At 68.2% G+C, this 13,192-nt stretch carries 11 protein-coding genes and 1 tRNA gene; 2 read left to right on the top strand and 10 right to left on the bottom strand.

Annotated features, from left to right (window positions below; translation table 11 throughout):
- Positions 1-34: 34 nt before the first annotated feature.
- From V5F67_RS06375 to V5F67_RS06345, 7 genes are all read right to left on the bottom strand, one after another.
- The gene (locus tag V5F67_RS06375) at positions 35-793 is read right to left on the bottom strand and encodes an SDR family NAD(P)-dependent oxidoreductase (protein ID WP_394020018.1); all 759 of its coding nucleotides are present in this window, start codon (positions 791-793) and stop codon (positions 35-37) included.
- A 34-nt stretch (positions 794-827) separates the two neighbouring features.
- Complete coding sequence (locus V5F67_RS06370) at positions 828-1,535, bottom strand: ABC transporter ATP-binding protein (RefSeq protein ID WP_394020020.1); 708 nt, start codon at positions 1,533-1,535, stop codon at positions 828-830.
- Complete coding sequence (locus V5F67_RS06365; RefSeq protein WP_394020022.1) at positions 1,535-3,337, bottom strand: branched-chain amino acid ABC transporter ATP-binding protein/permease; 1,803 nt, start codon at positions 3,335-3,337, stop codon at positions 1,535-1,537. The genes V5F67_RS06370 and V5F67_RS06365 overlap by 1 nt, the downstream gene beginning before the upstream one ends.
- On the bottom strand, positions 3,337-4,224 hold the full coding sequence (locus tag V5F67_RS06360) for a branched-chain amino acid ABC transporter permease (RefSeq protein WP_394020024.1): 888 nt from the start codon (positions 4,222-4,224) through the stop codon (positions 3,337-3,339). Before V5F67_RS06360 ends, V5F67_RS06365 begins: the two co-directional genes overlap by 1 nt.
- A 125-nt stretch (positions 4,225-4,349) precedes the next feature.
- A complete protein-coding gene (locus V5F67_RS06355; protein WP_394020026.1) occupies positions 4,350-5,555 on the bottom strand; it encodes an amino acid ABC transporter substrate-binding protein in 1,206 nt (401 codons plus the stop codon).
- A gap of 169 nt (positions 5,556-5,724) precedes the next feature.
- Positions 5,725-7,188, bottom strand: a complete 1,464-nt coding sequence (locus V5F67_RS06350) for an aldehyde dehydrogenase family protein (protein WP_394020028.1) — start codon at positions 7,186-7,188, stop codon at positions 5,725-5,727.
- Between the two features lie 52 nt (positions 7,189-7,240).
- Positions 7,241-8,662: a UbiD family decarboxylase gene (locus tag V5F67_RS06345; RefSeq protein ID WP_394020030.1), complete on the bottom strand. Its 1,422-nt coding sequence runs from the start codon at positions 8,660-8,662 to the stop codon at positions 7,241-7,243.
- 435 nt (positions 8,663-9,097) lie between these two features.
- On the opposite strand from V5F67_RS06345, the gene V5F67_RS06340 reads away from it, so the two are divergent.
- Complete coding sequence (locus V5F67_RS06340) at positions 9,098-10,126, top strand: LysR family transcriptional regulator (RefSeq protein ID WP_394020032.1); 1,029 nt, start codon at positions 9,098-9,100, stop codon at positions 10,124-10,126.
- Here V5F67_RS06340 and V5F67_RS06335 read toward each other — a convergent pair.
- The gene (locus V5F67_RS06335) at positions 10,116-10,955 is read right to left on the bottom strand and encodes an AraC family transcriptional regulator (protein ID WP_394020034.1); all 840 of its coding nucleotides are present in this window, start codon (positions 10,953-10,955) and stop codon (positions 10,116-10,118) included. The genes V5F67_RS06340 and V5F67_RS06335 overlap by 11 nt on opposite strands.
- A gap of 196 nt (positions 10,956-11,151) precedes the next feature.
- On the opposite strand from V5F67_RS06335, the gene V5F67_RS06330 reads away from it, so the two are divergent.
- Positions 11,152-11,976, top strand: a complete 825-nt coding sequence (locus tag V5F67_RS06330) for a sterol desaturase family protein (RefSeq protein WP_394020036.1) — start codon at positions 11,152-11,154, stop codon at positions 11,974-11,976.
- A 593-nt stretch (positions 11,977-12,569) separates the two neighbouring features.
- Here V5F67_RS06330 and V5F67_RS06325 read toward each other — a convergent pair.
- A tRNA-Ala gene (locus V5F67_RS06325) sits at positions 12,570-12,645 on the bottom strand.
- A gap of 143 nt (positions 12,646-12,788) precedes the next feature.
- Positions 12,789-13,169, bottom strand: coding sequence for a TIGR02300 family protein (locus tag V5F67_RS06320; protein ID WP_394020038.1), 381 nt, complete (start codon positions 13,167-13,169; stop codon positions 12,789-12,791).
- Positions 13,170-13,192: the final 23 nt, after the last annotated feature.

Genomic DNA, 13,192 nt, shown 5'->3' with positions numbered 1-13,192 from the left:
GCTGACGTGGAAGAGAGCCGGAAGCGCCGCCCGATCAGTGCATCACCGAGCCGCCGTCCACCACCACCGTCTGGCCGGTCATGAAGTCGCTGTCGGCCGAGCACAGGAACAGCAGCGTGCCGATCAGGTCCTCCGGCTCGGCCTCCCGCTTCAGGGCGCGCGAGGCGATGTTGGCGGCGACGATCTCGCCCGCCCAGTCGGCGTTGGCCTTCACGTTGGCGCTCATGGTGAGGCCGGGGGCGATGCAGTTCACGCGGATGCCGAAGCCACCCACCTCGCGGGCAAGCGCGCGGGTGAGCGCCACCACGGCGCCCTTCGACGTCACGTAGTGCAGCATCAGGGGCGAGCCCTTGAACACCGTGCCGGAAGCGACGTTGACAATCTTGCCGTAGCCGCTGGCGCGCATGTGCGGCAGCACCGCCTTGGCGCACTCGAACACGCCGCGCACGTTCACGGCCATCACCTTGTCCCACTCGGCGCCGGACATCTCCCAGAACGGCTTGAGGGTGAGATTGCCGAACAGGGCGGCGTTGTTGACCAGGATGTCGGCGCTGCCGAAGGCATCCACGGTCTCGCGCACCATGGCCTCCACCGAGGCGGGGTCGGTCACGTCGGCGGCCAGCGCCAGGGTGGTGCCGCCCTCGGCCTCGATGGCAGCGCGCGTCGCCTCGGGGGCGGCGATGTCGGAGATCGACACCTTGGCGCCTTCCCGCGCCAGCGCCAGCGCGTAGGTCGCGCCGATGCCCTGGGCCGCGCCGGTCACCAGCGCGACCTTGCCGCTCAAACGTCCCATCCTCGTCTCTCCCTTGCTGGCCCGCCGGCGCGCCTCACTCGAGGCCGAGGAACTTGGAGCCGAAATCGGCATCGCCGATCAGGCTCTCGCGCGTTCCCTCGAGCGCCGTGCGGCCGTTCTCGATCACATAGGCGCGGTCGACGAAGTCGAGCGCGCGGTGGATGTTCTGCTCGATCAGAAGGATCGTCACGCCGGTGGCGGCGACGCGCCGGAGGGCGTTCATCACGTCCTCGATCACCAGCGGCGCGACGCCGAGGAACGGCTCGTCGAGCAGCAGCAGGCGCGGCTCCGACATCAGCGCGCGGCCGATCGCCACCATCTGCTGCTGGCCGCCGGACAACTCGCCCGCGGGCTGCGCGGCCTTTTCCTTCAGGATCGGGAACAGGTCGAACACGAAGCCGAGCCGGGTGTCGAGCCCGCCGCGCAGGGGCCGCAGATAGGCCCCCATCTCCAGGTTCTCGCCCACGGTCATCTCGGGGAACAGCCGCCGGCCCTCGGGCACCAGCGCGATGCCGCGCGCCACGTTCTCGGCCGGCGCCCGCCCGGCGATGGACTGGCCCTCGAAGCGGATCTCGCCCGATTGCGGCGGGAACAGGCCCATGATGGCGCCCACCGTGGTGCTCTTGCCCGCGCCGTTGGCGCCGAGCAGCCCCACCTTCTCGCCGGCCTCGACCGAAAGGCTCACATCCCACAGCGCCCGCATCTTGCCGTGGTCGACCACGAGGTGAGAGACGGCAAGCATCAGTGGCCCTCCTTGGTGGCGGCCGAGCCGAGATAGGCGGCAAGCACGCGCTCGTCACGAACCGCCTCGGCGAGCGGCGCATCGGCGATCACCTGGCCCTGCTCCAGAACCACGAGGCGGTCGACGATCTGGGCCAGGGCGGAGAAGATGTGCTCCACCCAGATCACGGTGACGCCGTAGACCTCGCGGATCTCGCGGATGTGCGACACGAACCGCTTCACCTCGGCCGGCGTGAGGCCGGACGCCACCTCGTCCACCAGCAGGAGCTTGGGATGCAGCGCCAGCGCGCGCGCCAGCTCCAGGCTCTTCTTCTCCTGCAGCGACAAGGCGTCGGCGCGCTGGGTGAAGCGCTCCTCCAGCCCGACGAAGGCGGCGTAGCTCTCCGCCTCCTTCAGCGCCTCGGTCATGGACGGCTTGTCGGCGCGGAAGGTGGCCGCGACCGCGATGTTCTCGGCCACGGTCAGGTCGCCGAACGGGCGCGGGTTCTGGAAGGTGCGGCCGACGCCGATGCCCGCCACCTCGTCGCGCCGCAGACCCTTCATGTCGGCGCCGTCGAACAGCAAGGTGCCCTGCGGCTCGTAGACCTTGGAGATGCAGTTGAACAGCGTGGTCTTGCCGGAGCCGTTGGCGCCGACGAGACCGATGACCTCGCCCTCGCGCACGTCGAGAGTGACGTTGTTCACCGCCACGTTGCCGCCGAACGCCTTGGTGATGCCCTTGAGCGACAGAAGCACCTTGTCCGGATCGGGCGCGCGCACCGGCATGGGCAGGCGCCGCTCGTGCGTCGCCGCCGGCGGGGCGGCCTCGATCTCGTGATGCACCTCGCGCGACAGGGCGCGCAGGCCCGGCGTCGAGCGGGCGAAGGCGGAGCGCAGCAGGCCACCCGGCATGAACCGGCCGATCAGCAGGATGATGAGGCCATACACCGTGGCGTGCAGCATGGTCATGTTGACCAGCAGATACTGCTGGATGGAGAACAGGAGCACCACGCCGACCAGCGGCCCCCACAGCAGTCCCGAGCCGCCGAACAGCGCCATGGCCACCGGCACCAGCGCCACGTTGAGACCGAACACGGTGGGCGGATCGATATAGGACAGCTGCCAGGCGTGCACCGCGCCGGCCAGCGCCGCGAAGGCGCCGGAGAGCACCATCACCGCGCGCTTGGCGGGGAAGATGCGGATGCCCACCACCTCGGCCGCCTGCTCGTCGTTGCGGATGCTCTTGAGCGCATAGCCGAAGCGGCTGCGCGCCAGCAGCACCGAGAGCGCGAAGGTCACGACCGCAAGGCCCACCGCGGTGTAGAAGGCCGGCACCAGCACGTAGTGCGGCGGCAGCACGATGCCGTCGGCGCCGCCGGTGAGCGGCACGAGGTTGAAGGCGAGCAGCTCGGCCAGCGGCAGGATGGCGAGCGTCGCGAACGCGAAATAGTCGCCCTTGAGGCGGAACAGCGGGAACGAGAGCAGCGCCGCGATCCCCGCCACCGCCACCGCGGCGATGAGGAAGCACAGCGGCGTCGGCACGCCGGCCACCAGCGAAGCGGCAAAGGCGTAGGCGCCGATGCCGTAATAGGCGAAATGGCCGAGATTGACGTAGCCCGCGAGCCCGCCGATCCAGTCCCAGCTCTGCGCCAGGATGAAGAAGACCAGGAAGGTGAAGACGAGGTTCGTCACGTAGGGCACGCCGAACTGCGGCACGCCGAGCGCGAGCACGCCCGCCGCCGCGGCGCCGATGACGACGCCGAGGCCACCGAATGCGGGAGGCCGGGAAGAGGTCTGCGGCATGGTCAACTCGTTGTGGGCCATCAGGTCCTCCTCGCGCTGCCAAAGCCCTGCGGGAAGGCGACCAGGATCGCGAGCAGGAGGAAGATCGACAAAGCGGACGCCCATTCGGCGGCCCAGAAGAAGGCCGTGAAGGCCTCGGCCACGCCGAGGAACAGCCCCGCGGCGAGCGCGCCGACGAGGTTGCCCACCCCGCCCAGCACGATGATGGTGAAGGCCTTCACCGTGAGGTTGAAGCCGGCATAGGGATCGATCGGGAACACGGTGGCGTAGAGCACGCCGGCGACCGCGGCGAGGCTCGCCCCGAGCCCGAAGGTGATGCCGTGGATCACGCGCGCCCGCACGCCGCAGAGCGCCGCGCCCACGTGGTCCTGCGTCACCGCGCGCACCGCCCGCCCGTACCAGGAGCGGGTGAGGACGAGGTGCAGCACCACGGTGAGGACCGCGATCGCCGCCAGCATCCAGGCCTGCGAGATCGGGATCAGGACGTCGCCGAACTCCAGCACGTCGGAGCGGATCGGGATGTTGCGCGGCCGCGGCCCGGCGAGGGCGGCGGCGACGTCGCCGATGATGATGAGCGCGCCCACGGTGGTGAGCACGGTGCCCACCGAGGCCTCGAAGTGGCTGCGGCGCTTCAGCGGCGCGAGCAGCGTGTCGTGGAACGCCCAGCCGAAGCCGAAGAACACCACGGCGAGCAGGCCGATGATGGCGACCAGCGCCAGCGGGTTCGCGCCTAGCACGCCGTAGAGGATGCTGCCGAGGACGCCGGCGATCGCGAGCAGCGTGCCGTGCGCGAAATTGAGGATGCGGGCGACGCCGTAGATCAGCGACAGGCCGAAGGCGAAGAGCGCGTAGAGGCCGCCGATCAGGATGCCGCCGATCGCGATCTGGATGAGGATGTCCAGGGACATGGCGTGTTGCTTTCAGGCTCGTCGGAGACGCCCGTGCGGCCGGTGGCGCGCGGGCGGCCCGCTCGATGGATGCGCGGGCCTCCCGGCGGCAGGGCTTGCGCCCGCCCGCCGGGAGGCGGTGCGGCTCACTTCCAGGTGGGCGAGGGCCAGATCACCTTGGCGGCCGTCTGCGGCCAGACCACCGCGACCTTGCCGTTCTGGATCTGGATGGTGAAGGCGCCGTTGGTGGTGGGGAAGCCGTTCTCGTTGAACACCACCGGGCCGGGGGGCGCCTCGAACGTGCCCTTGGTGAGCACCTCGCGCACCTTCTCGCGGTCCACCGCGCCGGCGCGCTCGATCGCCTGCACCATCACCAGATAGGAGGCGATCCGGCCCATGGTGAAGATGCTCTCGAACATGTCCACCTTCGAGCGCTCCAGGACCTTCTTGACGAGCTCGCTGTGCGGGCCGCCCACGTCGGGATACCAGGCGAGCTCGCCGGTCATGCCCTCGATGTCCTGCCCCACCTGCCGGGCGAGCGCGCCGGTGAGCATGGTGTGGTGCACGTCCATCGCCTTGACGCGCTGCTGGCGCATCTGCTGCACCAGCGGCGCGGAGACGTTGTCGAACGAGGCGATGTAGACGATGTCGGGCTTGGCGGCGCGGATCTTCAGGATGATGGCGCTGAAGTCCTTGGCGTCGGCCGGGAACAGCTCGCGGCCGACGATCTTGATGCCCTGCTCCTCGGCCTTCGGCGCCCAGTAGTCGGTGATGCCCTTCATCACCGGGTTGTCGTGGGTGACGAAGAAGATGGTCTTGGGCTTCGGCTCCACCTTGGTGAGCATCTCGAAATAGCGCTGGGACCACAGCGGCACCACCGGGTAGGGCGTGCCCCACATGTACTTCAGGCCGCGCTGATAGGCCGAGGGCGTCGCCACGTTGGCGGTCACGATCGGGATCTGGTGCCGCTCGGCCACCGTCGGCACCGGCAGGCCGAGGGAGGTCCAGTCCGGGCCGACGAAGAAGTCGACATTGTCCACGGAGGCCATCTTCTCGAACAGCGAGGTGGCCGTCGAGGGGCTGCTCTGGTCGTCATAGATGAGGATCTTGACGGGTAGCTTCTTCTTGCATGCCTCGACATAGATGCCGCCGGCGTTGTTGACCTCCTCGAAGAAGATTTCGGTCATCTTCTTCCAGTTGTCGGTGAGGGTGGAGAACGGCCCGGTCTCCGAGATCGTCGTTCCGAGCAGGATCGGCGCGTCGCACGAGCCGATCTTCGCCACCGCCGGGCCAGCGCCCAGCAGGGCGGCAGCCATGGCCAGGGCCGCAGGGGCACCCCATCTCCGCGTCATGTATTCCTCCCTATCCGTCTTTCTTGGCCTGCTCGTCTGCGGAGCAGCAGCCCGTGAACAAATGAAACGCGACCCATCAAAGCGGATAACCTGCATCCGCCATCTGCACGACTTCGAACGATCGGCTTAAGCTTCTCCCACGTTCACGACGATCCGCCCCGCCGGCAGCTCAGACCACGCCGGCGTCCTGGTAGACGTGCTTGATCTCGACGAAGTCGATCAGCGCGTCGTAGCCGTGCAGGCGCCCAAGGCCGGAGCGGCGGTAGCCGCCGGTCTCGGCCTCGGCGAACAGCTTGTTGTGGTCGTTGATCCACACCGTGCCGTTGCGCAGCGCGCGGGCCACCCGGAGCGCGCGGGCGCCGTCCTGGGTCCACACGCTGGCGGACAGGCCGTATTGCGTGTGGTTGGCGCGGCGCACCGCGTCCTTCTCGTCGCAGAAGCGCTCGATCACCACCAGCGGGCCGAAGATCTCCTCCTGGACGAAGAAGGCGGCCGTGTCCTCGTGCGCCACCAGCGTGGGCGAAAGGAAGGTGCCTTTCTCCAGCGCCCCGCCGGGCCGCGCGCCGGCCAGCACCACCTCGTCCGCCGCCGCCATGGTCTCCTCGATGCGCCGGCCCACCCGCGCGAGCGCGTCGGCGTCGATCAGCGGGCCGATCTGCGCCCCGGGGGCGTCCCCGGGCGCGAGCTTGAGCCCGGCGAGCGCGGCCCCGAGCGCCGCCTTCATCGCCTCGAACCGGCTCTCGTGCACCAGCACGCGCCGGGCCGCCGTGCACTGCTGGCCGGAGATGATGGTCGCCGCCGCCGCGAGCTTCGGCGCCACCGCGTCCACGTCCGCATCCTGGAACACCAGGCAGCAGGACTTCCCGCCCAGCTCCAGCGACAGCTTCTTCATGGTAGGCGCGGCGTCCGCCATGATGCGCGTGCCGGTGGCGTTGGAGCCGGTGAAGGAGATCACGTCCACCTCGGGCGAGGTGACGAGCGCGCGCGCCACCTCGTGCCCGGTCTCGCAGACGAGGTTGAGCACGCCGGCGGGCAGGCCCTCCACCTCGTGCAGCGTGCGCAGGACCTCGGCGGTAAGGATGGCGGTCTGCGGCGCCGGCTTCACCACCACGGTGCAGCCCGCCGCGAGCGCCGGGGTGAGCGCGCGGATCAGCAGCACCACCGGTGCGTTCCACGGGATGATGAGCCCGGCGACCCCGGCCGGCTCCTTCATCATGGTCGAGTAGACGCCGGGCTCGACCTCGAAGGCGTGGCCGGGGATGTAGCGCGCGAGGCCCGCATAATAGCGGATTTCGGACACCGAGCCGGCGATCTCGCCGCGCGACTGGGCGAGCGGCTTGCCGTTCTCGGCGGTCAGAAGGCGCGCCAGCGCCTCGCCGTCGCGCTCCATGGCGTCGGCCCAGCGCAGCATGACGAGCTGGCGCAGGCGCGGGTTCTGCGCCCAGCCCGGCTGCTCGAAGGCCCGGCGCGCGGCGGCGATGGCGGCGTGGGCGTCGAGCGCCGTCGAGGCCGGGAAATGGCCGATGACAGCGCCGGTGGCGGGATCGAAGCTCGGGGCGGTGGCGCCCTCGGCCGCGTCCACCCACGCGCCGTCGACGAGGTTCCTGGCGGACAGATCGGTCAACATGCTCATGGACGATGCTCGTTGTTCTGGGACGTTGGCGGGGCGCCGGCGGAACGGCGCCTCAGGGCCTCTCGGCGATGATGCGGGCGAAGGCGTCGCCGGGGTCCTTCACCAGCGCGGTATCGAGATCGACCGCCTCCTCGCCCTTCACGTGGATGCGGCGGAACGCCATCGGGTCGTCGGTGAGCGGGGCGGTGGCGTCGAGGCCGAGCTTGGCGGACACCCCGTCCTCGGACGAGGGGTCGAGCTTGGAGCCCTGCGCGCCGGCCACCAGCACCAGGTCGCGGTCGGCCTGGAAGCGGGTGGCGACGGCCCATTCGATCTCCTCGGCGACGGCGATGTCCACGTCCTTGTCCACCACGATCACCTGCTTGATGTCGTAGTGGCCGCCGAAGGCGCACATGATGATGTTCTTCGGCTCGCCCGCGCTCTGCTTTTCGATCTTGACGGCGAGGTGGTAGCGGCAGGTACCGCCGAGGGTCAGGCGCACGTCGAGCACGTTCGGGAACGAGCGCTTCAGGTGCTGGAGCAGCGTCGCCTCGCGCGGCACCTCGCCCAGCACCAGGTGCTCGAAGCTGCCGCCGACGATGGTGTGGAAGATGGGCTGCCGGCGATGGGTGAGCGCGTCGACCTCGATCACGTCGCGCGGGGCGCGGGGGCCGTAATATTGCGGGAACTCGCCGAACGGCCCCTCGGGCTCCAGCACGCCGGGCAGGATGCGGCCCTCCAGCACGATCTCGGCGTCGGCCGGCACCCGCACCGCGTTGGTCCGGCACTTGACCACCTCGACCGGTCGCCCCAGCAGCGCCCCGGCGATGGCCATCTCGTCCTCGTCGAGCGCGGCGATGGCCTGGGAGGCGAGCAGCAGCGCCGGGTGCACGCCGATGACGATGGCCACCTCCAGCTCCGTGCCGACTTCGGCCGCCAGGCGGCAATAGGCGCGGGTGTGGCGCGGCAGGATCAGGATGCCGATCCGGTTCGGGCCGCTGATCTGGCAGCGGTGGATCGAGACGTTCTGGACCCCGGTCATAGGGTTGCGGGCGATCAACAGGCCGGCGGTGATGTAGGGCCCGCTGTCGAGCTCGTTGTGCTTGGGGATGGGCAGCTGCCTGAGCAGGTCCACCTCGGTGTGGATCACCTCCTGGACGGCGCCGGCCGGAAGCTCGACGCTCGGCACGGGACAGGCGGCGGCGGCGAGGAAGCGTGGCAGCAGGTCCGCCTCGTCGAGCCCGAGGCTGTCCGCGACCCAGGACCGGCGCGTGAACAGGTTGACCGCCACCGGGATGGCATGGCCGCTGGGCCGCGGGAACAGCACCGCCTTGTCGCGCTCGGTGCGCTTGGCGATGGCGGCCAGCTCGTCGATCAGGTCGACGCCCTCGCGCGCGACCGCGAGGTCGCCGCGCCCGGCGAGCGCCTCCAGCCAGGCGCGCAGGTCCGGCGCGGCGTTCCGGGCCCGCGGACGCACCACAGTTTCAATGCGCATCGTAATGGGTTCTCTTCCGTTTGCGGCGTGCGAACTTGTCGTGGATCGAACGGCAACACGCCGGCCAGGAGAGATGCGAGACCTCGCGCGCGGCTTGGCAAGCCGACGTCTGCGAAGCAGCCGACGCAATCATGCTAATCCGGCACTTGAGCCGCATGCTCCTGCCTTCGGGAGTCCTGGCCGCTCCGCGCCGGACAATCCCGCCTCCCTGTAGGGATCGAGGCCGCGCGGCTCGTTGCCTCGCCCGTGCCCCTGCTCCCGGCCTCTCCCTGCGCCGCGTGCGGTGATCCGCATTCTTGGCGCCAGCCGTCCATATCCAGACGGTCGCGGGACCATAAGGAGGCGATTCAATCAAAACAAATAGCGATTGATTATCTCATTGATCATTTTTATTGATGCCGCGCCGGCTGCGGCCGCGGATATGGAGGAGTCCCTATGGACCTCAGGCAGATGCAGTATTTTCTCTGCCTGGCGGAAACGCGCCACATGACGCGCGCCGCTCGCCAGCTCAACATCGTACAGCCAGCACTCTCCATGCAGATCGCCAGGCTGGAGACCGAGTTCGGCCAGAAGCTGTTCGACCGCGGCGCCCATGGCGTCACCCCCACAATGGCCGGGGAAACGCTGGCGCGGCTCGTATCGCCCATCCTGCGCGACTTGGAGCACGCTGTGCAGGAGATGGCGCGCCTCAACGGGCGCATTTCCGGGCGAGTGGTGGTTGGACTGCTGACCTCCGTTGCCCAGAGCACGTTGGCCAGCTCCACCGCCAAGGTCGCCGCGCGCTTCCCGGACGTGCAGCTCTCCGCTTGCGAGGCCTACACTGACACGCTGCTCGAATGGGTTGCTTCCGGACAGCTCGACCTCGCCTTCATCAACGTCCCCCGCAAGAAACCAAGTCTCAACGCTTCACACGTGCTCGACGAAGACATGGTGTTTGCCTGCCGCCGGGGGGCGACCCTGTCGGTGCCACGCGACCTCATGATCGAGCATCTCACGCGATACGACCTGGTCCTGCCCTCGCGTCGGCATGGGCTGCGCAATGTCTTGGAGGAGCATGCGGCCGAGGCGGGCATCACGCTGAATCCCCGGCTGGAGATCGACACGCTGCCCGCCATCTGCGACGTGATCGCGACCACCGAGCTCGTCACCGTGCTGCCCACCATCGCACTCCAGCAGGCGCTGGCGGCGGAGAAGGTGCAGGCGCATCGCTTCCGCGACCGGCCCATGACCCGCTCTATCGCAGTCGTTCATCACCCCCGTCGCGCGATGTCGGCCGCGGCGATGGCGATCGTGGAGATTATCCGCCAAGACGTGATCGCGGCGGCATCCTCCGCAAGCCAATACGTAAATACCCCGGAAGATGTCCCTGATGCGCCACGGTCAAGATCAATGCAAAGCGATATCACCGCTGTTGATGTAGGAGAGGCGCGACGCAGCCGTAAGCGCGCGAAGCCTACGCCCTAGACGTTCCATTGGTCACCATCGCCACCGCACGGCGGAAATCGCGGGGCACGAGGCCGGTGTGTTGCTGGAAGAAGCGGCAGAAATTGCTCGGCGCGCTGAACCCGAGGTCATCCGCCACGGTGGAGATGCTGGTCGAGCGCGTGCCGAGCGCCGCCACCGAAGCCTCGACGCGCAGGGCGTTGCCATAGACCGCCGGCGTCACGCCCGTGGACTCCCTGAACAGCGCGTTGAAGCGCGAGCGCGACAATCCCGCGGAGGCGGCGAGCGTGTCGTAGGCATAAGGCTGGCCGATGCGCTCGTGCATGGTGCGCATGGCGCGCCTGATGCGAAAATCCGGAGCGCGGGCTGGGCGTGGCTCACGGCTCGCAGCGCTCCGCCCGACCGCCCATGACAGCTGGACGATGGCCTCCTCGACGGCGCACGCATCCTCGGCGCCGGCCTCCACCATCTCCATCAGCCGGTCGCGCCAGAACTCCGCCTCCGGGCCGACATGGACGCCCGGCGCCCCGAAGAAGGCGGGGCGCCCGCACAGGCTGAAGAGCCGGTCGGCATCGGCCAGCCAGTCGGTTTCAAGGTAGAGCGCGAGGAACACCGTGCGCTCCCCGCCGGTGGCGTGGGCGTAGGAATGCTCCTGCCAGGAATTCACGGCGACCGCGGTGTCGGCGCGCAGAGGCAGCGCCGCGCCCTCGACCGTGAACAATTGGTCCGGCCCGGACACCTTGAACACGAGATGGCAATGGCCGTGCGCATGGACCGTCAGCGACGTGTCCATGTCGAGCAGCGCAACCCGCCCGAAGCGGCCGCTGAGAATCCCGAGCGCCTGTGTCATCGCGTTCCACGCATCCAGGCCCGGAAGGATAGGGACGGGGCCCGGAGGCGACAAGCGAGGCGGGCGCCGCCGCCCGGCCTCCAGGCTGGCACAGGTCCAAAAATAGTTCCCGATGATAAATTCCGCCCCTGCCTGAGCGGGAGATGCGCGCCTGCCGATGGTTTCCTGGCCTCGCCAACGACAAAGGGAGGCTCCCATGGAAGCCATCGTCCAGGACCCACGGCGCGATCAGCGCGAGAAGGAGCGGCAGGTCAAGTTCCGCAGGAAGTTCGTGGAGGAGACGCCGGCCTGGTATCATGGCGCGTATCATCTCGGCCTGATGCTGCTCATCACCGGCGGCGCCATCGCCTACTGCCTGTCAAAGCTCAACGCCCCCACCTTCTGGGAATGGATGCTGATTCCCGCCATCGCCCTGTTCGGGAACTGGGTGGAATGGGCGGCGCACCGCTACATCCTGCACCGGCCGGTGCCGGGCCTGGAGGCGGTCTACAAGCGCCACTGCACGGTGCACCACCAGTTCTTCACCCACCACGATCTCGACTTCCACGGCCACCGGGAGTGGCGCGCGCTGCTGTTCCCGCCGTTCGCGCCCATCGGCTTCATCCTCGCCTCGCTGCCGTTCGCGCTGCTGGCGGGATGGCTGATGTCGCCGAACGCAGGCTATCTCGTGGTCATCACCATGTCGGGCTATTATCTGCTGTACGAGGGCCTGCACACCCTTTCTCATATTGATGACGACAAGTACCCGATCTTAAAATACATCCCGCTCATCAATACAGTTCGGCGGATGCACTATATCCATCATGTGCTCGGCTTCATGCAGACTCGCAATTTCAACCTCACATTCCCAATCTGCGACTACCTATTTGGCACCTCCGATCTCGATCGAGGCTTTATCGGGACGCTGTTCAACGGCACCACGCATAAATACATGAAGCCAGAGCTGCGTCCTACGGATCCGGACATCCTGGTGCCGGGCCTCGACGACCCGCATCAGCCGGCCTCAGCCGGCAAATCCTGACTTCGGCCCCAGGGAATACGGCAATCGGCCCGGATCCCACCGGGGCCGATTGCCGGCGCCTCCATTATACTTTGAATTTCTGACCCGGTCGGAGCTGGTATTTTCCACTTACGCCCCTCGATGGGGCGGGGAGAGTTCCACGAAGACATCTCCGTTCCCGAAGGCGCAGATTGCCTTCGTTCTGAAGCTGGCGGAGAACCGTACCATCGGCTCTCAGGCCTGCGCGCAAACGAGCGTTGGCGGCCGAAGTGGCGAGTGGAAGGTCTTGGTGCGGCGCGCCCTTGCAACGCTTGGGATCGACCGTTCGCTCTTTGCCTGCACGTCGAAGCGCGGCACGCCGGACATAGAGGGCGACGTGCCGCAAGCCGATTCGTCAGGGCGGGAAAGTCGGCTACCCCCCCAGTTTATATGTCCCAGGGGCGCGCGGTGATCACCTGGCGGAGCCGGGGCCTCGAATGGCATTCCCCAGCAACAGTTGCGGCGGCGGGCCTTCTCGCGCCTCCGATGTGCTTCCGGAAACGGATAACGGAAGCCGATCCCGCGGCGCGGGCAACTTCTCGCCCATCAACTTATTGAATTTTCTGTGTAATTTTTGGTGGAGCCAGGCGGAATCGAACCGCCGACCTCTTGAATGCCATTCAAGCGCTCTCCCAACTGAGCTATGGCCCCACCGGGCCTCGGGCTGCGCGCCACGCCTTGCGGAAACAGGCGTTTCCTTCAGGCGAGATCGCGCCGGGATGTCCCGAGGCGGGGTTGCCGGGGAATCGCGTCCCCGAGCGAGAGCGGCCTTTAAGCACAGGCCGCATCCGGTATCAAGCCTCTTCGTCGTCCTCGAGGCCTTCGCCGATCAGATCGGAGACGTCGTCCCCATCATCTTCGTCTTCCTCGAGGAAGGTGTCGTCGTCACCGGCCTCGATGTCGTCGTCCACATCGTCGCTGGTGGCGGCCGCCGCGCCGCTGGAAGCCTCCTCATCGGCCTCCTCGAGGCTGATGACCTCGGCCTCGGTCTCCTCGCCTTCGGCCTCCTCGGCGACGGCGCGGGGCTCGGCCCGGCCGCGGACGGCGGGCTCGAAATAGGACCGCGGATAGGATTCCCCCGTGAACGGCGACACGATGGGGTCCTTGTTCAGGTCGTAAAACTTGCGCCCCGTGACCGGGCAGGTGCGCTTGGTGCCGAGTTCAGGCTTCGCCACGGCAAAGTTCCTCGGTAGGGCTG

This window comes from Xanthobacter pseudotagetidis (assembly GCF_043194795.2).
Lineage (GTDB): Bacteria > Pseudomonadota > Alphaproteobacteria > Rhizobiales > Xanthobacteraceae > Xanthobacter > Xanthobacter tagetidis_A.
This window is presented reverse-complemented; position numbering and strand designations above follow the sequence as displayed.